This window comes from Actinomadura sp. NPDC047616 (assembly GCF_040642915.1).
Taxonomy (GTDB): domain Bacteria; phylum Actinomycetota; class Actinomycetes; order Streptosporangiales; family Streptosporangiaceae; genus Spirillospora; species Spirillospora miaoliensis.
Genome location: NZ_JBEYTB010000006.1, coordinates 313,679 through 333,620, shown reverse-complemented (window position 1 = coordinate 333,620; position 19,942 = coordinate 313,679). Strand labels below are relative to the sequence as shown.

21 protein-coding genes are annotated in these 19,942 nt (G+C 72.0%); 10 read left to right on the top strand and 11 right to left on the bottom strand.

Going from position 1 to position 19,942, the window contains the following annotated elements; all coding sequences use genetic code 11:
• Positions 1-62: 62 nt before the first annotated feature.
• Together rpsD and ABZ801_RS17345 are read left to right on the top strand one after the other, a co-directional pair.
• Positions 63-668: a 30S ribosomal protein S4 gene (rpsD, locus tag ABZ801_RS17350; protein ID WP_360698698.1), complete on the top strand. Its 606-nt coding sequence runs from the start codon at positions 63-65 to the stop codon at positions 666-668.
• Positions 669-759: 91 nt separating this feature from the next.
• Positions 760-1,647: a TauD/TfdA family dioxygenase gene (locus ABZ801_RS17345; RefSeq protein WP_344950412.1), complete on the top strand. Its 888-nt coding sequence runs from the start codon at positions 760-762 to the stop codon at positions 1,645-1,647.
• 10 nt (positions 1,648-1,657) lie between these two features.
• On the opposite strand, the gene ABZ801_RS17340 is transcribed toward ABZ801_RS17345, so the two are convergent.
• From ABZ801_RS17340 to ABZ801_RS17295, 10 genes are all read right to left on the bottom strand, one after another.
• Positions 1,658-2,125 (bottom strand): MarR family transcriptional regulator, encoded by a 468-nt coding sequence (locus tag ABZ801_RS17340; RefSeq protein WP_344950415.1) that lies wholly within the window; start codon positions 2,123-2,125, stop codon positions 1,658-1,660.
• An 89-nt stretch (positions 2,126-2,214) separates the two neighbouring features.
• Positions 2,215-3,267, bottom strand: coding sequence for a hypothetical protein (locus tag ABZ801_RS17335; protein ID WP_360698695.1), 1,053 nt, complete (start codon positions 3,265-3,267; stop codon positions 2,215-2,217).
• Between the two features lie 24 nt (positions 3,268-3,291).
• Complete coding sequence (locus ABZ801_RS17330; RefSeq protein WP_360698693.1) at positions 3,292-4,599, bottom strand: MlaD family protein; 1,308 nt, start codon at positions 4,597-4,599, stop codon at positions 3,292-3,294.
• Complete coding sequence (locus ABZ801_RS17325) at positions 4,596-5,762, bottom strand: MlaD family protein (RefSeq protein WP_360698691.1); 1,167 nt, start codon at positions 5,760-5,762, stop codon at positions 4,596-4,598. Before ABZ801_RS17325 ends, ABZ801_RS17330 begins: the two co-directional genes overlap by 4 nt.
• Positions 5,759-6,817 (bottom strand): MCE family protein, encoded by a 1,059-nt coding sequence (locus ABZ801_RS17320; protein WP_360698689.1) that lies wholly within the window; start codon positions 6,815-6,817, stop codon positions 5,759-5,761. Before ABZ801_RS17320 ends, ABZ801_RS17325 begins: the two co-directional genes overlap by 4 nt.
• Positions 6,817-7,872 (bottom strand): MlaD family protein, encoded by a 1,056-nt coding sequence (locus tag ABZ801_RS17315; RefSeq protein ID WP_360698687.1) that lies wholly within the window; start codon positions 7,870-7,872, stop codon positions 6,817-6,819. Before ABZ801_RS17315 ends, ABZ801_RS17320 begins: the two co-directional genes overlap by 1 nt.
• Positions 7,872-9,005 carry an MCE family protein gene (locus tag ABZ801_RS17310; protein WP_344950428.1) on the bottom strand — a complete coding sequence of 378 codons (1,134 nt, stop codon included), beginning with the start codon at positions 9,003-9,005 and terminating at the stop codon, positions 7,872-7,874. The genes ABZ801_RS17315 and ABZ801_RS17310 overlap by 1 nt, the downstream gene beginning before the upstream one ends.
• The gene (locus ABZ801_RS17305; RefSeq protein ID WP_344950430.1) at positions 9,002-10,066 is read right to left on the bottom strand and encodes an MCE family protein; all 1,065 of its coding nucleotides are present in this window, start codon (positions 10,064-10,066) and stop codon (positions 9,002-9,004) included. Before ABZ801_RS17305 ends, ABZ801_RS17310 begins: the two co-directional genes overlap by 4 nt.
• Positions 10,067-10,124: 58 nt before the next feature.
• Complete coding sequence (locus ABZ801_RS17300; protein ID WP_344950432.1) at positions 10,125-10,979, bottom strand: ABC transporter permease; 855 nt, start codon at positions 10,977-10,979, stop codon at positions 10,125-10,127.
• Positions 10,980-11,795 carry an ABC transporter permease gene (locus ABZ801_RS17295; RefSeq protein WP_344950435.1) on the bottom strand — a complete coding sequence of 272 codons (816 nt, stop codon included), beginning with the start codon at positions 11,793-11,795 and terminating at the stop codon, positions 10,980-10,982.
• A gap of 209 nt (positions 11,796-12,004) precedes the next feature.
• Between ABZ801_RS17295 and ABZ801_RS17290 the strand changes: the two genes are divergently transcribed.
• The 6 genes from ABZ801_RS17290 (at position 12,005) to ABZ801_RS17265 (ending at position 16,829) form a co-directional block, all read left to right on the top strand.
• On the top strand, positions 12,005-12,520 hold the full coding sequence (locus tag ABZ801_RS17290) for a MarR family transcriptional regulator (protein WP_344950438.1): 516 nt from the start codon (positions 12,005-12,007) through the stop codon (positions 12,518-12,520).
• Between the two features lie 351 nt (positions 12,521-12,871).
• Positions 12,872-13,501, top strand: a complete 630-nt coding sequence (locus tag ABZ801_RS17285; RefSeq protein ID WP_344950441.1) for a lytic transglycosylase domain-containing protein — start codon at positions 12,872-12,874, stop codon at positions 13,499-13,501.
• 41 nt (positions 13,502-13,542) lie between these two features.
• Positions 13,543-14,175, top strand: coding sequence for a TetR/AcrR family transcriptional regulator (locus ABZ801_RS17280; protein ID WP_344950443.1), 633 nt, complete (start codon positions 13,543-13,545; stop codon positions 14,173-14,175).
• Between the two features lie 107 nt (positions 14,176-14,282).
• Positions 14,283-14,930 (top strand): helix-turn-helix domain-containing protein, encoded by a 648-nt coding sequence (locus ABZ801_RS17275; RefSeq protein ID WP_344950446.1) that lies wholly within the window; start codon positions 14,283-14,285, stop codon positions 14,928-14,930.
• A 92-nt stretch (positions 14,931-15,022) separates the two neighbouring features.
• Entirely contained in the window at positions 15,023-15,553 is a 531-nt protein-coding gene (locus tag ABZ801_RS17270) for a DinB family protein (protein ID WP_360698682.1), read from the top strand.
• Positions 15,554-15,716: 163 nt separating this feature from the next.
• Positions 15,717-16,829 carry a hypothetical protein gene (locus tag ABZ801_RS17265; RefSeq protein WP_360698680.1) on the top strand — a complete coding sequence of 371 codons (1,113 nt, stop codon included), beginning with the start codon at positions 15,717-15,719 and terminating at the stop codon, positions 16,827-16,829.
• Here ABZ801_RS17265 and ABZ801_RS17260 read toward each other — a convergent pair.
• Positions 16,819-18,282: an NAD(P)/FAD-dependent oxidoreductase gene (locus tag ABZ801_RS17260; RefSeq protein WP_360698678.1), complete on the bottom strand. Its 1,464-nt coding sequence runs from the start codon at positions 18,280-18,282 to the stop codon at positions 16,819-16,821. The genes ABZ801_RS17265 and ABZ801_RS17260 overlap by 11 nt on opposite strands.
• An 82-nt stretch (positions 18,283-18,364) precedes the next feature.
• Here ABZ801_RS17260 and ABZ801_RS17255 point away from each other — a divergent pair, with 82 nt between their 5' ends.
• Positions 18,365-18,991: a TetR/AcrR family transcriptional regulator gene (locus ABZ801_RS17255; protein WP_344950459.1), complete on the top strand. Its 627-nt coding sequence runs from the start codon at positions 18,365-18,367 to the stop codon at positions 18,989-18,991.
• A 60-nt stretch (positions 18,992-19,051) separates the two neighbouring features.
• Positions 19,052-19,915 (top strand): SDR family NAD(P)-dependent oxidoreductase, encoded by an 864-nt coding sequence (locus tag ABZ801_RS17250; protein WP_344950462.1) that lies wholly within the window; start codon positions 19,052-19,054, stop codon positions 19,913-19,915.
• The last annotated feature ends 27 nt before the right edge of the window (positions 19,916-19,942 follow it).

Genomic DNA, 19,942 nt, shown 5'->3' with positions numbered 1-19,942 from the left:
CTCCTTGACGCTGTAAGTTAGGGTTACCTAAGTAAGGCTTACCTAACCACCCGAGGAGCACCGTGAACAACCCCCGACCCAAGATCAAGATGTCCCGGGCGCTCGGCATTCCGCTGACCCCCAAGAGCGTCAGGTACTTCGAGGCCCGCCCCTACCCGCCCGGCGAGCACGGCCGCGGCCGCAAGCAGGAGTCGGACTACAAGCTGAGACTGCGCGAGAAGCAGCGGCTGCGCGCGCAGTACAACATCCGCGAGACCCAGCTGCGCAACGCCTTCGCCAAGGCCGCCAAGGTCGAGGGCAAGACCGGCGAGGCGCTGCTGGTGGACCTGGAGCGCCGCCTGGACGCGCTCGTCCTGCGGGCCGGGTTCGCCCGCACCATCTACCAGGCCCGGCAGTTCGTCGTGCACCGGCACGTGCTGGTGAACGGACGGCGCGTGGACCGGCCGTCGTTCCGCGTCCGGCCCGGCGACGTGATCTCCATCGCGCCGCGCAGCCGCGACACGGTGCCGTTCGCCGAGGCGGCGGCGGGCGCGCACGCCGACGGCGTTCCGCCGTACCTGGAGGTGCGGCACGAGGCGCTCGTCGCCCGCCTGGCGCGGCTGCCCGAGCGCGCGGAGATCCCGGTCATCTGCGACGAGCAGCTCGTCGTCGAGCACTACTCCCGCTGAGCCCCCGGCCGGCCCCGGGACTGGACAGGCGTCCGCCTCCATCGGTTAGCATCAACCTAGCGATTGCTTGGTGATCGATGGAGGCCAGGACATGATCGAATTCCACCCCATGACCCGGAACATCGGCGCCGAGGTCACCGGCGTCGACATCGCAAAGCCGCTCGACGAGGAGCAGGTGCGGACGATCCGGCAGGGCCTGCTCGACCACATGGTGCTGTTCTTCCGCGACCAGCACATCACCGACGAGCAGCACGTGGCGTTCGCCAAGCGGTTCGGCACCGCCAACCTGCCGCCCATGGACGTCTCCGGCAGCGCGGTGCACGTCCTGGACCAGACCGACCCCAAGGGTGAGGGCGGCGACTCCTGGCACAGCGACAACACGTTCATGAAGACCCCGCCCATGGGCTCGCTGCTGCGCGCGGTCATCCTGCCCGAGGTCGGCGGCGACACCCTGTGGGCCAACATGTACCTGGTGTACGAGTCGCTGGCGCCCTGGCTGCGGCGCCTGTGCGACGAGCTGTACGCCGAGCACGACCTGACCATGTCGGTCACCAAGGCGATCGACAAGGGCCACCGGCTGGACCTGCGCGACATGCAGGAGAAGAACCCGCCGGTGGTGCACCCGGTGGTGCGGGTGCACCCCGAGACCGGCCGCAAGGCGCTGTACGTCAACCGCTCGTCGGTCACCCGGCTGGTCGGCCTGTCCCGCCGGGAGAACGAGCAGATCCTGCCGCTGCTGTTCGACGCCGTCCGCGACCCCCAGTTCCAGGTGCGGCTGCGCTGGCGCGTCGGCACCCTGGCGTTCTGGGACAACCGCCCCACCCAGCACTACGCCGTGGCCGACTACACCCAGCGCCGCAAGATGCACCGCGTCACCATCAACGCGCCCGCCGAGATCGACGACGGCGTGCCCAAGGGCCCCGGCGGCGTCACCGGCGCCGACGCCCCCGCCGAGACCGCCGCCGCCCGCTACCTGTGACCCGGCGGCCTCAGCCGAGGCTGCCGAGTTCGCGGCGGGCGTGCTCGCGCAGGACGGCGAGCGCCTCGACGAGCTGACGCCGCCGCTCGGGCGCGAGCGGCCCGGCGAAGTGGCGGTCCAGGGTCGCGGCGTGCACCCGGAGCGCCTCGGCCAGCTTGGCGCGACCGGCGTCGGTCAGCTCCACCAGCTGCCGCCGCCGGTCGCCGGGCGCGGCGTGCCGCCGCACGTACCCGGCCGCCTCCATCCGGTCGACCAGCCGGGTCATGCCGCCGCTGGTGAGGATCATCTGCTCGGCCAGGCCGCCCATGGTGAGCGGGCCGTCGGCCTCCGACAGCCGCAGCAGCACCTCGAACGCCACGTGCCGGATGCCGCAGCGGCGTTCCAGCTCCCGGCCCGCGATGCGCTCCAGCAGCGCCGCCGCGCCCAGCAGCGCGCCGAACTCGCGGACCACCCCGTCCCTCTCCGCGGTCGTCCCCATCCCCGCCTCCTCCCCCGTCCTGCCCGCTGACAACGCGCGTGCGCCCCGTACGGCTTCCCGCACGGGGCGCACACTGCCACAGCGCCGGCTCAGTTGCCGTCGCCGGACTTATCGTCCTTGCCGGACTTGGCGTCCTTGCCGGTGGAGGTCGCGCTGGGCGACGGGGACGGCGTGCCGCCCGGCACGTTGCCGAGCGTGCCGCCGTCGCGGTTCTGGTCGTTGACGCCCGAGGCGTACTGCCGGGTCACCTTCCACTCACCGTCGATCTTGGACAGCGCCAGGCGGAGCAGCGTGGCGGGCTGGTCGGTGGACTGCTCCTTGTTGCGGATCGTGATGTCCACCGAGATCACGGCGGTGGCGAACCGGTCGTCCACGCTGCCCACGAACACCTGGTTCGTCTTGGAGGTCAGCGCGACGTCGGGGTTGTCCTTGAAGGTGCTGCCGAGGTTGGGCAGGGTCTGGGTCTTGAACGTCTCCAGCAGGTCGCCGCCCATGAGCTTCTGCGCCTTGTCCATCTGCTCCTGGTAGTTGGACGCGTTGTAGGACAGCGCCGCGTCGCCGTAGGCGGAGGCGACCTTGGCGACCTCCTCGCGCGCGTCCCCCGTGGACGACTGGGCGGACGCGCTGCGCCACTGCCAGATCGCCAAGGTGGCCAGCACCGCGACCAGCAGCACGACCACCACGGCCTGGGTGCGTGCGAGGCCGAGGAACGTCCCGTGCGTCCCTGCTCCGTCCCCGGAGGCGGACGAGGCGGCGGCCCTGCGCGCAAGCTTGCGAGTCGTCGCGGTGTCCTCGGCGTCGCTGCCTGCCTCCTCGTCGCCCTCGTCGTCCTCGTCCTTGACGACCTTGGCGCCGCTGTCTTCCTTGACGCCGTTGTCTTCCTTGACGCCTGCGCCTTCCTTGGCGCCTTTGGCGTCCTCGTCGTCCTCTTCGGCCGGACGGGCCTTGGTGCCGTTCACGGGCCTCGGGGCGGGCTCGGCGTCCTGCTCCTCCTCGGCCTCGATGGCGTCCAGGACCTCGTCGAGGTCCTCGTCGTCGAGCACCTCGATGACGCGCACGCGGCGCCTGCGGCGCGGCCGGTCGGGAGGCGCGGCTCCGTCGCCGCCCGGGCGCTCCGCGGCCGTCTTCTCGCTGTCTGTCACTTCAGATGCTCCTCGGAGTCGGGGTCATCTCCTGCCGCGCCGCAGGCGGGACAGGCGGGACAGGACGGGGACCGAGCCCGCCATCACCCTGATCAGCACCAGCACGGCCAGCAGCGGCGGCAGGTACAGCAGCCACCCGGGCGGGCCCCCGGTTCCCTCGTCCGCGGACCGTCCGGCGGCGTTGCGCGCCCGCAGCTCGTCATCGGCCCGCTGGACGGACGGGTCGTGCGTGGGGATGGTCTCCCCGGGGTCCTTGGCCTTGTAGGGCTTCTGCTCGGTCACGCCGGGCTGCCGGCCGTCCGGGCAGTCGGGGATCTCCGACACGCCCGGCTGCGGCAGCGGATAGCGGTACTCCAGCGCGGCCTGCTTCTGAAGGGTCACCAGGAATACCACGTTCAGCACCGGCTTGCCCTGGTCCCGGCCGACGACGTTGCGCAGCACCTCGTTCAGCTGCGGCGCCAGCTCCAGCGTCCGGCGCAGGTCGTCCAGCGGGTCGGGGTTGTGGCGCCGGATCCCCCAGTTCGCCAGGGTGTCGACGGCGCACTCGAAGTCGGGCGTGGTCTTGTCCAGCAGGCCGTTGACGGTGTTGAGCAGGCCGGGCCCGTCGTCGCGCAGCCGGGTCAGCTCGCCGCGGACCTGCCGCAGCGCCGCGGTCAGCGCGGCCAGGTCGTCGATGCCCGCGCCGAGCTCGCCGCGGTGCCGGTTGAGCACCTCGGTGATCTTGCCGAGGTCCTTGGTGAGCCCGTCCAGCAGCTCGCTGTTGCTCGCGAACGTGGCGGTGAGCTGGTCGGAACCGCGGATGATCTGCCGCAGCGAGCCGTCCCGGCCGGACCAGCCCTCGGCCAGCTCGTGGGTGAGGATCCGTGCGTCGTCCGGGTCGATGGCCTCCAGCGAGTCCAGGACGGAGTCGAACAGGTCGCTGTACTTGGGCGGCACCTTGGTCTTCGACACCGGGATCACCGCGCCCGGACGCAGCGGCGGCGCGTCGCCCCGCCCCGGGCCGGGGGTCAGCTCGACCACCGGCTCGCCGACGGCCGACTTGCGCGCCGCGGCGGCGGTCACCCCCTGCGGGATCTTCACGCCGCGTTCCATGTCGAGCCGCACCACCACCCGGCTGCCGTCCAGCCGCACCGAGTCGATCTTGCCGACGCGCACGCCGAGGTAGTCCACCTCGAAGCCCGGATGCAGGCCCGGCGACGACTCGAACTCCACCGTGATGTGGTACGGCCGGTCGACGAAGTCGAAGTGGACGACGTTGCGGAACGCCCACAACACCATCACCACGCCGAGGACGGCGAACGCCACCAGGTTGATCGCGACGCGCCGGGTCATCGTGGCCGTCCCCCCAGCAGCTCGCCGATGTCGGGCAAGGTGTTCTCCGGCTTCTCCGGCTTCTCGGGCTGTTTCTCAGGCTGCTTGTCGGGCTGCTTCCCGTCCCGGACGGTCCCGTTGCCGCCGTTCCCGTTCGCCCTGCTCCCGCCGTTGCCGCCGTTGCCGGACAGGCCGGGGATGACCGGGGTGCCGTCCGGCCACACGACCCTGACCAGCGGATAGATCAGCAGCTGACCGTCGTAGGTGGCCAGCGGCAGTTTCTGGGTGAACGTCACCAGGCCGTTGACGAGGTCGGTGAGGCGCTGCCGGTTCCCGGCGAGGGTGGCCAGCACCGGGTCCAGGTCGCGCAGCAGCTTGCGCAACTTCTGGATCCGGCCCTCCAGCACCTTGTCGTTGAGCTGGACGGCAAGGTCGGTGAGCCGGCGCACCGTCGTGAGGATCTCCTCCTTGTTGTCGTTGAGCAGCCGGGTCGTCTTCTCCAGCTCGGCGGGGGTGCGTTCCAGCTCGTCGTCGCCCTCGGCCAGCGACCGGCCCAGCCGGGCGAGCCGGTCGACCGACCGGCCGAGCTCGGCCCGCTGCCGGGCGAAGGTCGCCAGCAGGTCGCCGCTCTTGGCCACGACGGTGTTCAGCTTCCCTCCGTTGCCGTCCAGGGCGGTGGCCCCGGCGTTGACGACGGCCGCGACGTCGTCGCTGGCCAGCGCCTTGAGCAGCGGCCCGGCCTGTCCCACCACCTGCTCGAAGGAGGGCTGCACGCTGGTGTCGGAGATCGCGGCGCCGTCGGCCAGGAACGGCCCGCGGTCGGTGCGGCCGCCGGGCGGCAGCACCAGGTCGACGTAGTTCTCGCCGAGCAGCGAGGTCACTTTGATCTCGGCGCGGGTGCCGCGCGGGATCCGGTACTCGTCCCTGATCGACATGGTGACCGTCGTCCTGAAGGCGCGCTTGTCCAGCCGCACGCCGGTCACCGTGCCGACCTTGACGTCCGACATCTGCACGCTGTGCCCGGTGACGAGCCCCTGCACGTCGTCGAACGTCGCGGTGAGGGTCAGCCCGCCCTTGGGCGCGCCCGCCGTCTGGATGGAGCAGCCGGTGAGCAGCGCGGCGACCAGCGCGCACACGGCCGTCACCGTCCACGTCCCGGCGTTCGCCCGCGCCCCGGCGATCATCCGCCGCCTCCCTGCGTCCCGTTCTGCCAGGGGCAGTTGGAGTTGGGCGGGGGCAGCGGGCAGGCGACGTCGTCGTCGTCCAGCAGCCCCTTGAGCCACGTGCGCAGGAACGCGTCGGTGGTGAAGCGGATCTGCAGCGACTTGTTCTCGGGGTTGTAGCCGCCGATCAGCGCGTCGTTGATGCCGGGCAGCGCGTCGAGCAGCTGGGCGACCTGCCGGGAGTTGCCCCGGAGCATGAGCGCGGTGCGGGTGAGCACGGCCAGGTCGTACGGCAGCCGGCCCTTGTACTTGTCGAGCAGCTTGCCGCCGTTGTCGGCCAGGGCGAGGATGCCGCGGACCAGTTCCTGCAGGTCGCCGCGTTCGGCGCTGAGCACCCGGGTGGCCTCGGAGAAGTCGCCGATCAGCTGGCCGAGCACCTGTTCGCGTCCGCGCACCACCCCGGCCAGGCGGTTGAGGTTGCGCGCCACCTCGATCAGCTCCTTGTCCTGCCCGGCGACGTTCTCCACCAGGCGGGCGCTCTGCTCCAGCGTGGCGTTGAACTCGCGGCCGTTGCCTTTGAAGGAGCGGGCGGTGCGGTCCAGGGCGGTGCGGGTCTTGGTGGGGTCCAGCGCGGTGGCCAGGTTGGTGAACGAGGTGAGCGCGTCGTCGACCTCCACGGGCACGTGCGTGCGCTCGATCGGGATCACGTCGCTCGTCTCCACCGGCACGCCCGGCTTCCACGGCGGATGCAGGATCAGGTTGCGCTCGCCCACCAGGTTGAGCGGGACGATCGAGGCCCGCACGCCGCGCGGCAGCCGGATGTCGCGGCGCAGGTGGAAGGTGACCTTGATGCGGTCGCCCTGGGTCTCGACGCGGTCCACCAGGCCCACGTCGACGCCCATGATCTTGACCTTGGACTCCTTGTAGAAGGAGCGGGCCTTGGGGAAGTAGACGGTCATCGTGCGCTGCCCGGCGGCGGGCCGCGGGACGAGCGAGCAGCCGCCCAGCGACGCCGTCACCAGCAGGCACAGCCCCGCCACGAGCGTCCTGCGCAGGGCGGCGCGTCCGGGTGTCATCAGTTGCCCCCTTCCCGTCCGGTGGCGGCGCCCTGCTCGCCGGCGGGCGGGCGCCGCGTGGAGATGGGGCCGGGCGGCTGCAGCGGGCCGAGGCCGATCAGCACGCCCTCGACCCAGTGGCCGTTGCCCTTGATGCCCGCGACCTGCAGCAGCGTCGGGCCGATCAGCGCGAAGTCGGTGTTGAGGGCGTCCATGTTGGGCGCCAGGCGGGTGGTGAGCAGGTGCAGGTTGTCCAGCAGTGCGTTGATCTCCCGCTGGTTGCGCTCGATGACGTTGGACAGGGTGCGCACGGTGCGGCTGCCCTGCCCGATGGTGGCGGCCAGCTCGTCGCGCCGCCGCACCAGCGCCCGCAGCAGCACCTGGCTGGCGTTGATGATCTCGCGGAGCTGCTCGTCCTTTCTGGCCAGCGTGCCGGTGACCTGACGGCTGTTGTCGATGAGCCGGCGCACCTCGGGCCAGGAGTCGTTGAAGGTGCGCGACAGCTCCTGCACGTTGACCAGCATCCGGCGCAGCTTCGGCGCGTCCGGCGACTCGATCTTGTTGATCTCCTCCAGCAGCTTGTTGACGCTGCGCTGGTCGAGGCGGCCGACGATGTTCTGGGCGCCCTCGATGGCGTCCGGCACGGTGAACGGCACGCTGGTGCGCTCCAGCGGGATGCGCCGCCGCGCCTCGGGCACGTCGGCCATCTTCGGCTCGGTCACCGGGCCGGACAGGCGCAGGTAGCGGCCGCCCAGCAGGGTGGTGGTCTGCACGTCGGCGTGGGTCTGCGGGCCGAGGTCGATCCCGGCGTCGACGTGCCAGGTGATGACGACCCGGCCCCTGCCGAAGTCGGGCTCGACCGAGGTCACGCGCCCGGCCTTGACCCCCGCGACCCGCACGTCCTGGCCGGGTTTCAGGCCGCCGGTGTCGGCGAACACCCCGCTCATGGTGTAGCCGCGGTCGAACAGGTGCAGCTGCCCGACGGCGAAGGCGAACACGCAGCCCGCCGTCAGCGCCGAGAGCGTCACGATCGCCACGATCCGCTGGTTGACGTCGCGCAGGGACTTCAGCGCCATCAGCGACCACCCCGCAGGATGCGCCTGAGCTGTTCGAGGTCCTCCTTGGTCGGCCCGTTCGACGTCGCGGACGCGCCGCCCCGGCCCTGCGCGCCCGGCAGCTCCATGGGGAACGGGCACGGCCCCTGGACGACGTTGAGGCACAGCGCGTTGGTGCGCATGAAGTGGCCGCCGTTGACGGCGGCGAACAGCTGCCGCATCGTCAGCGGGAGCTGCTGGACCATCTTCTCCAGCTGGTCGACGTTCCGCCGGAACGTGTCGGCGAACACCCCGAGGTTGCGGATGATCCGCGACAGCTGCGCGTCGTTGCCGCCGAGCACCCGGTTGAGGTCGGTGGTGACGCCGGAGATCTGGACCACGGCGTCCTCCAGCATCCGGTGGTTGCCCGCGAAGACCTCGGTGAGCTCCCTGAGGTTGTCGACGCTGGCCGCGATCTGCCTGTCGCGGGTGGCGACGGCGGCGGAGACGGTCTCGTAGTCGTCGATCATCCGCTCGATGGTCTGCCGGCGCGCGGCGAACGTGCGCAGCAGCGCGTCCAGGTTGTCGATCATCAGGTTGACGCTCTGCGCGTTGCCGTCCAGCGCCTGCGCCAGCGCGAACAGGATCTTGTTGAGCTGGTCGGGGTCCAGGTTGCGGGTGAGCGGGCCCAGGCTGTTGACGATCTCGCCGAGGTCGACGACCGAGCGGGTGCGCGGCACCCGCGCCCCGTCGCCCAGCCGTCCCGGGCTGGTGCCGGGCTCCAGGTACACCACGCGCTGCCCGGCGACGTTGCGCCAGCGGATCGCGGCGGTGGAGTCGGCGGGGACGCGCACGTCGTCGTCGATCGCCATGCGCACCACGGCCTTGCCGTCACGCACCCTGATGTCCTCGACCCGGCCCACCGGGGCGCCCGCGATCTTCACGACGTCGCCCTCCAGCAGGCCGGTGACGTCGTCGAACACCGCGGTCAGCTGGTAGCGCGAGCGCAGGCTGGCGCCCAGGATCTGCTGGCCGATGAAGAACGTCAGCAGCACCGTCAGCACGGCGAACACCGCGAACTTCAGCGTGACGCCGGGCGCGGGGCCGCGCGCGCTGCGGCCCCGGCCGCGCCGGATGCCCAGCCCGCGCAGGACGACGCCGCCCAGCCCGCTCACCGCTGCACCACCGTCTTCACCGGCTGGTCGAACGCCGTGCGCGTCGGCCTGGTCGGGCACAGGTCGACGAACGTCTGGCACAGGTCCAGCGGCAGGGTGTCGACGACCTGCCCCAGCATGGTCCCCTGCGGGCCCGGCACGCGGATGACCTGCGACAGCAGGCCGAAGAACCCGTTGAGGTTGTCCAGCATCAGCGGCATGTAGCGGCGGCGGGAGGCCAGCACGGACGCGGTGTCGCCCGCCCCGTCGACGACCTTGCCGAGGTTGGCGCCGTGGCCTTCGAGGGACGTGCCGACCTTGGCGGCCAGTTCCGAGGACTGGGCGAGCAGCTGCGACACCTTGTCGGGGCGTCCGCTGAGCGCGGGCGACACCCGGTTGAAGTCGCGCGACAGTGCGATCACGGTGTCGCCCCTGTCGGCGAACTCGCCGGACAGGCCGTCCAGGTCGCCGATCAACTGGCGGATGACGGCGCGGTTGGCGTGCGCGGCGTCGATCACCTTGGCGCCGTTGTCGATGGTGCGGCGCAGCGCGGGCCCCTCCCCGGACAGCCCCGCCCCGAACGTGCGCAGGATGGTGGTCACCTCGTCGGGGTTGATGGCCCGGGTCAGCCGGTACGCGGGCCAGGCGGTCTCCGACAGCTCGCGCGGGTCCTCGGTGCGGGCGATGCGTCCGCCGTCGGCCAGGTAGGGGCCCCTGCCCTCGTCCCGGCCGAGGTCGAGCGCCAGGTCCTTGGGCCCGAACACCGACACCGGCTCGATGCGGGCGCTGGTGGTGCCGGGGACGCGCACCCCCTCGTCGAGCCGCAGCCGCACCGTCACCCGGCCGTCGCGCTCCAGGGTGAGCCGGTCGACGGTGCCGACGGTGATGCCGCGGATCTTCACGTCCGACCGGCCGGGGTCCAGGCCCTGCCCCGCGCGGCCGAACGAGGCGGTGTAGTACGTCGAGCCGGAGGTGTCCTCCCGGGACCCGGCGGCCACCGCCACCGCCGCGGCGGCGAGCACCCCGGCGCCCACCAGGCCGAACATCAGCCGTGACCGGCCCGACAGGGTCTCCTCGCTCATCGGCGCCCCCCGCTCGCCTGGGCCCGGCTGGCCTGGGCCCCGCTGGTCTGGGCGCCGCTCATCCGGTCAGCCTCACGGTGCCGCCGTGGCCCCAGAAGATGTAGGACAGGACGAGGTTCGTCAGGATCATCAGGATGGTCGACTCCCGGATCGCGCGGCCCGCCGCCACCCCGACGCCGACCGGCCCGCCGGCCGCGTAGTAGCCGCGGTAGCAGTGCACGAACATCACGATGAACGCGAACACCGCGACCTTGATGGCGCTGTAGAACACGTCGATCGGCGGCAGGTAGAGGTTGAAGTAGTAGTCGTAGATGCCGGGCGACAGCCCGAAGTACTCGATGGTGATCAGCCGGGTGGCGGCGAACGCCATGAACAGCGACACCAGGTACAGCGGCACCAGCGCGATCACCCCGGCGGCGACCCGGGTGCACACCAGGTAGGCCAGCGAGTTGATGCCCATGACCTCCAGGGCGTCGATCTCCTCGGAGATGCGCATCGCCCCGATCTCGGCGGTGAACCCGGTGCCCACCTGCGCCACCAGCGCCACCCCGGCGATGATCGGGGTGACCTCGCGGACGTTGGAGTAGCTGGCCACCAGGCCGGTGAACGCCTCGGCGCCGATGCGCTCCAGCCCCGGATAGCCCTGCAGGCCCACCATGGCGCCGGTGGCCAGCGACATGGTGGCGATCACGAAGATCATGCCGCCGCCGATCACCAGCGCGCCCACGCCGACGGTGATGTCGCTGACCTGCCGGGCCAGCGTCCTGCCGTACTTGCGCCGCAGCACGATGTCGACCACCAGGTGGTACAGCACCCGGCCGAGGAACACCGGCAGGTTCAGCGAGGCGCCCAGCCCGGCGGTGCGCCCGCGCACCGCGCGGCCGAGCCTGCGTACGGGGGAGATCGCGACCATTCAGAACCTCGGGGGGAACAGGACCTGGTAGATCATCGTGATCACGTAGTTGGCGGCGAACACCACGATCGAGGTGACCACCACCGCCCGGTTGACCGCGCGGCCCACGCCGACCGGCCCGTAGTCGCAGTTCATGCCCATGTAGCAGGCCACCGCCGCGGCGATGAACCCGAAGATCCACGCCTTGAAGAGGGTGACCGCCAGGTCGGAGAACTGCAGCAGCGTGGTGGCGCCGTCGAAGAACGCGCCGGGGCTGACCCCCTGCTGGACGACGTTGAAGTAGTAGCCGCCGAGCACCCCCGCCAGGATCACCACCGAGCACAGCAGCGCCGACACCGTGCTGGCCGCCCACAGCCGCGGCGTGACCAGGCGGTGGACGGGGTTGATGCCCATGACCTCCAGCGCGGCCAGCTCGTCGCGGATGTTGCGCGCCCCCATGTCGGAGGTGATGGCCGAGCCGCCCACCCCCGACACCAGCAGCGCCGCGGCCAGCGGCGCGACCTGCTGGATCATCGCGGCGACCAGGAGCGCGCCCGTGCCCGACTGCGCGCCGAGCTGCCGGGCGATGTCGCCGACCTGCAGCGAGATGGTGGCGCCCAGCGGGATGGCGATCAGCATGACCGGGACGCTGGTCACCCGCGCCAGGAACCAGCACTGCTCGATGAACTCGCCCCACCACTGACGCAGGTCCCAGGTGCGGCGCAGCCCCTCCAGGAACGTCACGCACAGCAGCCCGGTCTCGTCGAGCGCCCGCCCGACGCGCCGCCGGGCCAGGTCGGGTGCCCTCGCCAGGCCCGTGACGACCGAGGGGGCCATCAGCCGGATCCCTTCCCTTCGGGGGTGGGGGGAAGGAACATTCCAGCCCTCCTTCGTTCTCGGACGTTGGCGCCCATCCGATACCTCACCCGGTTCCCTTCCGCCGCACGAAGCCCTGGAAGCACCGGTGTGATCTGGAGCACTCTATGCCAGAAAGCTCTAAGAAGCGAGTACTTACATCCGAAATGTGCGGCGGCTACGATCGACCGGTGCGAACACCCACACCGAGGTGCGTAGACGATCCACTGGTCAGCGGTGTACAGGAGCGCTGGACCGAACGCGGACTGCCCGGCGCGCCCTGGCCGTTCATGGCGATGTGCTCGGTGGCCCGGCTCCACCACCTCCTCACCAAGGCCCTGGAGGCGGAGCTGAAACGGCTGGATCTCGGCCGCACCGGCTACTTCCTGCTGACCACGCTGGCGCTGACCCGCGAGGGCCAGGCCCGGCTCAGCACGCTCAGCAGGCTGATGATGCTCCACCCGACCACGGTCAAGCTGACCGTCGACCAGCTGGAGGCGGCGGGCCTGGTCGCGCGCCGCCCGCACCCCACCGACCGGCGCGCCACCCTGGTGTCCATCACCGAGGAGGGACGCGAGCGCGCCGCCGCGGCCAACGAGGCGCTGGAGTCGCCCGACGGCGCCCTCGGCGCGTTCGCCGGACGGCACCGTGAGATCTTCGACGCCCTGCAGCCGGCCCGCCTGGCGGCCGGGGACGCCGACCTGTGACCCCGTCCCGTCCGCTCGCGATGGCGTGAACCGGACGGGACGCCGCACGCGTACAGGGTCAGCGAAGGCCAAAACCGACGGGCGATAAGGCAAAGTACTCCCATGCCTCAAAGTCACGGCACGCGCAGACGTACTCCCGCGTCACGTCCGCAGGGGCGCTCCCGGCGCGGACGGACGGGACGGGCGGCAGGCCGCGCAGGAGGCGCGCAGCGCGAGTCCGGGCTCCCGCCCGCGCCCCCGTACGAGACAGGCGGTTACGGCACGGGCCCGTACGACGATCACCCGGCCCACGACGTCCACGCCGAGCCCCCATCCCCGCCGCGACGGCGGGGACGGCGACGGCTCCTGCGGGTGCTGACCAGCAACGTCACCATCACCGTCGTGGCCCTCGCGGCGATCATGACGGCCGTCGTGGCGGTCGACTGGCACCGTTTCGCCGGCGACCCCGAGCCGCCGCCGGGCACCGAGGACCTGTCGACCAACGACATGCTGGCGATGATGACCTCGTCCGACATGGACCCCATCGCCGCCGACGCCATCGCCCAGGCCAAGAAGCGGGCCTACGAGCAGCACCAGCGCGACCTGAAGGCGTTGCGCGAGAAGGCCGAGCGGGACGCCGCCGCCCGCGCCAAACTCAAGGCCGAACAGGAACGCGAACGGCTGGCCCGGTCCAACCCCAGCGCCGCGCAGAACAAGGCGTACGGCAAGAAGATGAACGCCCTCAAGGGCTGGGGCCGCTGCTGGCCGTCCCTGGAGACCCTCTGGACGCACGAGAGCAGCTGGAACGAACGCGCCGTGAACCCGTCCAGCGGCGCGTACGGCATCCCCCAGGCGCTGCCCGCCTCCAAGCTGGCCAGCGCGGGCGCGGACTGGCGCACCAGCTCCCCCACCCAGATCGCCTGGGGGCTCGGCTACATCAAGGCCCGCTACAAGGACCCCTGCGGGGCGTGGGCCTTCTGGCAGCGCAACCACTGGTACTGAACGGCTCGGTTCACGGCGGCTCCGTGAGGCACCATGTGAGCATGCGGACGAGCAGGGCCCGGACCGGGGGCAACGGCGCGGGCGAGGGCACGGGACGGCAGTGGGCGCGGGCGGACGCCACCCGCCAGGCGCTGCTGACGGCCGCCCTGGAGGTCTTCGCCGACCGGGGCTACGCCGACGCCGGCATCGCCGAGATCGTCGAACGGTCCGGCATCAGCGTGGGCAGTCTCTACCACCACTACGGCGGCAAGGCCGGCCTGTACCTGGCGCTGTGGGAGGACCTCAGCGCCGAGCAGGAGCGCAGCGCCGCCGAGGCGGTGGCCACCGCCCGCAGGGACGGCGAGCGCGACCCGATCGCGCTGTTCATCGCCGGCGCCCGCGCCTACCTCCGGGTCTGCTGGGAGCGGCGGGAGGCCGCCCGGCTCTTCCACGGCGGCGAGGGCCCGTCCGGCTTCTCGCTGATGCGCCGCACCCGCGCCCGCCAGTGGATCGGGCAGAACACCAAGCTGCTGCGCGGCATCGCCGGCACCGGACGCCCCGAGCAGGTGCTCAGCCTGGTGCTGACCACCGTGATCGGCGAGGCGGGCCGCGAGATCGCGCTCGCCGACGACGAGTCGGACGCCACCGAGATCATCGAAGAGGTCTGCCGCATCCTGATCCGCCTGGCGGGCTGACCGGCGCTCCGGCCGCGGGTCCGCCGCCAATTCGCCTGCCCGACCCCGCTGCGTACCGATAGCCTGACCGTCGGCCACGCGCACGCTGACAGGAGACGTGACCCCACATGCCCACCTCCACGTGGTTCCGGCTCAACGTCGCCAAGCGCGAACGGGTCCTCGAAGTGGCGATGCGCGAGTTCGGCGAGCACGGGTACTCGACCGGCAGCCTGAACACCATCGCCCGCGAGGCCGGCATCGCCAAGGGCTCGTTGTTCCAGTACTTCTCCGACAAGCTCGAGTTCTTCGCGTTCGTGTGCGACGAGACGTCCCGCCGCATCCGCGAGGAGATGGAACGCCGCATCGCCCGCCTGGACTTCGACCAGCCCTTCGACGACTGGCTGTTCGACGTCCTGTGCGAGTGGACCGAGTACATGGCGGACCACCCGCTGGAACGCGCGGTCACGGCGGCCACCAACTTCGAGCTCGACAACGCGGTGCGCTCGGTGGTGCGCGACACCGCCAACCAGCACTACCTCCAGGTCCTCCACCCGGTGCTGAAGCTGTGGCAGGAGCGCGGCGACATCCGCGAGGACGCCGACCTGGACGTACTGGCGACGATCATGCTGATGACGCTGCCGCACCTGGCGCTGGCCCCGTACTACGACGGACTGGACCCCGTCCTCGGCCTGCGCGGCCGCACCCCCGCCGAGCAGCGCGCCATCATCCGCCGCCTCATCTCCGGCCTCCGCCCCGTCTTCGCGCCGCTCAAGTAGCGCCCCGCTCCGGTGGCGCCCCACGTGGCGCCCCGTGTGGGGCCGCGAAAACCTGTTGCGCCGGCCCACCGGCGCGATGGAACACTGCGCGGATGTCCGTACCCCGTACCGAACTTCTGCTGCGCCAGCTCGACATCGCCTGGGCGCTGTTCGAATACCACCTGAAGGACCTCGACGACGCGGTGTGCCTGTGGGAGCCGGCGCCGCACTGCTGGACCGTCCGGCAGGACGAGCGGGGACGCTGGGTCGCCGACTGGCAGGTGCCCGAGCCCGACCCGGTGCCCGCCGTGACGATCGCCTGGGTGACCTGGCACATCGGCTACTGGTGGACCACCGTGCTCGGGCACTGCTTCGGCGACGGCGCCCCCGACCGCGAGGAGATCACCTGGCCGGGCGGCGCGGCCGCCACGGCCGCGTGGCTGGGCGGGCTCAAGGACCGCTGGCGCGAGGAGCTGACGCGGCTCGGCGACGCCGACCTGGACTCCACCGAGCGCACGGCCACCCTGCCGTGGGGCGAGATGACGCTGGCGGACGTGGCGGGCTGGGTCACCGTCGAGCTGACCAAGAACGTCGCCGAGGTCGGCCTGCTCCGCAACCTGCACGGCGCGCGCAACCCCGCCTGAGGCGGACCGGGCGGCGACGTGCGCCGCAACGCCCGACGGCGTCCCTGACGCCGGCGCGACACCCGCCCGGCGCCCGGGAGAGGCCCGCCCGCCGGGGGTTGAATCGGCTGCGGGGTTCGTGCTCTGATCGCTTCCGACGATGTGCGGGCAGAGGGATCGGCGCGTGGAGGTGCGACGGGTGCTCTCGCGGACGGCGGGCGGTACGGTCCTGGCCGGGCTCGGAGCGGCGGCGGTTCTGGGGGTGATGGCGCCGCCTGTGCTGGCCGATCCCACGCCGTCGCCGAGCGGCTCGTCCTCGAGCGAGCCGTCCGAGGAGCCCACCTCACCGGAGCCCACGCCGAGCGACCCGCCGTCAAGCGAGCCGCCTCCGAGCGACCCGCCGACCAGCGAACCCCCTCCCAGCGACCCGCCGACCAGTGAGCCGCCCCCCAGCGACCCGCCCCCCAGCGACCCGCCGACCGGCGAACCACCGCCCAGTGAGCCGCCGCCGAGCGAGAACCCGCGGACGCCGGTGCTGTCGCTGGGCGTGTCGGTGTCGAAGAAGTCGGTGCGGCCCGGCGAGTCGCTGACCGCGACCGCCAAGGTCAAGGCGGCCAAGGCGACGGCGGAGGAGACCAGGCTCAGCGTCAACGCCGCCGACGTGACGGTGAAACCGGGCAGCGTGGCGCTCGGCAAGGTCGGCGCCGGCGGGCGCACCGCGCGGGTGACGGTGCGGGTGCCGTCCGACGCCGAGCCCGGCACGGTCAGGCTCACCGCGAAGGTCACCGCGGCCAAGGCCAAGCCGGTGTCGCGGACGTTCACGTTCAAGGTGACCGAGGCGCCGTCGAGCGGCGGCGGCTCGGGCTCCGGGTCGGGTTCGGGGTCCGGTTCCGGGACGTCCGGGCTGACCGGCGTGGCGCCCCAGGTGGCGCCGCCGCTGACCAACTCCTCGTTCCAGTCGGTGCCGGCGATCCGCTCGCCGCAGGTGGCGCTGCCGCCGGTGTCCGCGCCGCAGCTGGCGCCGAGCCCGACGCCGATCACGCCCGTGGCGGGGCTGCGGGCCATGCCGGACGACGGCTGGGACGCCGGCGACCTGGCCGCGATCCAGGCCGGCTGGCTGACCGCGCTGACCGCGACGGGCGCCATCGTGTTCGTCCGGGTGCGCGTGGCGCGGCGCCGCCGCGACGTGCGCCGCGCCCGCCACCTGTACGCCGGCAAGCGCCTGACCGTGGCCCGCCTGCGCACCCTGCCCCCGCAACCGGCCGGAAGGGGCCGCAGGCGCGTGCTCAGCGGATGAGGATGTAGTCCTCCGGCCTGGCCTTGCGGGTGCCCGCCCAGAACTCGAAGGTGTGGCCGGGCCACAGGGTGCGGTTGACGCCGTCCTCGTCCAGGTACCAGCTCTGGCAGCCGCCCTCGTTCCACACCGCGCGGCGCAGGCGGCGCTGCATGCGGTCGTTGAAGCGGCGCAGCGCCGCCGGACGCGGCTCGATCGCGTCGGCGCCGTGCTCGGCCAGCAGCCGCAGGCAGCTCAGCACGTGCTGGATCTGCACCTCGATCATGAAGACGACCGAGGTGTGGCCGAGGCCGGTGTTGGGCCCCAGCAGGAAGAACAGGTTCGGGAAGCCGGGGACGGTGGTGCCCCGGTACGCCTCGATGCCGTTCGCCCACACTTCCTGGATCTTGACGCCGTCGCGGCCGACGACGCGCTGTTCGGCCAGCGCGTCGGTCACCTTGAAGCCGGTGCCGTAGATGATGGCGTCGACCTGGTACTCGCGGCCGTCCGCGGTGACGATCGAGTGCTCGCGCACCTCGGCGATGCCGGCGGTCTCCAGCTCCACGTTGGGCCGCGTGAGCGCGGGATAGTAGTCGTTGGACAGCAGGATCCGCTTGCAGCCGATGGTGTAGTCGGGGGTCACCTTGGCGCGCAGCTCCGGGTCGGGGATCTGCCGCCGGATGTGCCGCAGCGCCACCTGCTTCTGCGGGCCGGACAGCCGCGGGTCGATGGTGAAGCCGACGGCGCGCGCCTCCAGCACCCAGTAGATGCCGTTCCGGAACGCGCGTGCGGCGCCGGGCACCGTCTTGAGCAGGCCGCGGGCCGGGGCGGGGAACGTGAAGTCGGGCTTGGGCTGGATCCATGGCGCGGTGCGCTGGAACACCACCAGCTCGGCGGCCTGCTCGGCGACCTTCGGGACGAACTGGATGGCCGACGCGCCCGTCCCGATGACCGCCACGCGCTTGCCGGTCAGGTCGTAGGAGTGGTCCCACTCGGCGGAGTGGAACGCGGTGCCCCGGAAGTTCTCGATGCCGGGCAGGTCGGGGTACTTGGGGATGTGCAGCGCGCCGATGCCCGACACGACCGCCCGCGGGCGCAGGACGGCGCCGTCGGCGGTGGTGACGTTCCAGCGCCGCGCCGTCTCGTCGTACTCCATCGTCTCGACCGCGACGCCGAAGCGGATGTGCCGCCGGACGTCGTACTTGTCGGCGGTGCGCTCCAGGTAGGCGCGGATCTCCGGCTGCGGCGCGAACATGCGCGACCAGCCGGGGTTGAGCTCGAAGGAGAACGAGTACATGTGCGACGGCACGTCGCAGGCGCAGCCGGGATAGGTGTTGTCGTGCCAGGTCCCGCCCAGGGCCGGGCTCTTCTCCAGTACCACGAAGTCGTGGAAGCCGTGCCGCTTCAGCTGGATCGCCATGCCGAGCCCGGCGAAGCCGGAGCCGACGATGACGATCGCGGGGTGCCGTTCGTCCATGCTCGTCCCTCCACGTGACCTACTATGAGTAAGTTACTCGCGGTAGCTTACTGACGGTAGGTCCAATGAATAGGATTCTTCTGTGAACACCGCCACACCGGGCGCCGACCCGGGGCCGCCCCGGCGCCGCCGCATGTCGCGCGCCGAGCGGGAGCGGCAGATGCTGGACGTCGCCGAGCAGGTGTTCACCGAGCGCGGCTACCGCGGCACGTCCATGGACGAGATCGCCGAACGCTGCGGGGTGTCCAAGCCGATGCTCTACGAGTACTTCGGCTCCAAGGACGGGCTGCTGCTGGCCTGCATGGGCCGGGCCAAGGCCGAGCTGTACGAGGTGACCCAGAAGGCCATGGCCGGGGCGAGCACCCCCGACGACATCCTGTGGCGCGGCATGGTCGCCTACTTCTCGTTCATCGACTCCCACAGCCGCCCCTTCGCGATGCTGCTGCAGGAGCCGCTGTCGGGGCCGCCGGAGACCGCCGAGGCGATCGAGGAGACCCGCCGCCAGCAGAGCGAGCTGATCGCCGGAGTGCTGCGCACGTTCGCCCCGGACGCCCCCGCCACCGCCGTCGCCGCCTACACCCAGATCATCGTGGGCGCCTGCGAACGGCTGGCCCTGTGGCGCGCCGGACACCCGGAGCTGACCGTGGAGGACGCGGCCCGCCACATGACCGATTTCTGCCGCCACGGACTCGCGCCGTACCTGAAGTGATCGCGCCGGCGGGCGCCCGCTGAGTACGGTTGGGGTACCCCTTGCCTCCCGGAGGTGCCCATGCCCATCGCGCAGTTCGACGGAGCGCTGGCCGTCGTCACCGGCGCCGGCCGCGGCCTCGGCCGGGCCACCGCGCTCGCCCTGGCCGAACGCGGCGCGACGGTCGTCGCCGCCGACCTCGACCTGCCCGCCGCCGAGCACACCGCCGCGCTGACCGGGGATCTCGGCCCGGCCGGCGTCGCCTACCAGGTGGACGTGTCGGACGCGGCGGCGATGGAGCGGTTCGCCGCCTGGGTGCGGGCCGAGCACCGGGTGCCCGACATCGTGGTCAACAACGCGGGCATCCTGGTCACCGGCCCGTTCCTGGAGACGGGACTGGACGACTGGGAGCGGATCGTCGGGGTCGACCTGTGGGGCGTCATCCACGGCTGCCGCCTGTTCGGCCGCCAGATGGCCGAGCGGGTGCGGGCGCTGCCGGTCCGGCCCGAGCCGCCCAACTTCGGCGGGCACATCGTCAACATCGCCTCGGCCGCCGCGTTCGCGCCCTGGCGCGGGCAGGCCGCCTACAACACCACCAAGGCCGCGGTGGTGATGCTGAGCGAGTCGCTGCGCGCCGAGCTGGCGGGCCTGCGGATCGGGGTCACCGCCGTCTGCCCCGGCTTCACCGCCACCGGCATCGCGCAGGCGGCCACGTTCGTGGGGCTGGACGAGGCCGGGCGGCGCCGGGCGCGCGAACGCGCGGAGAAGGCGCTGCGGGTGCGCAACTACCCGCCGGAGAAGGTCGCCGAGCACATCGTCACGGCGATCGTGAAGAACAAGCCGCTGGTGCCGGTCTCCGCCGAGAGCCACATGGCGCGCGTGCTGTCGCGCGTGTCGCCCGGCACCATGCGCATGCTGGCCCGCGTCCCGAGCCCCCTGCGCTGAACGCTCAGACCCACCGGACGCTCAGAC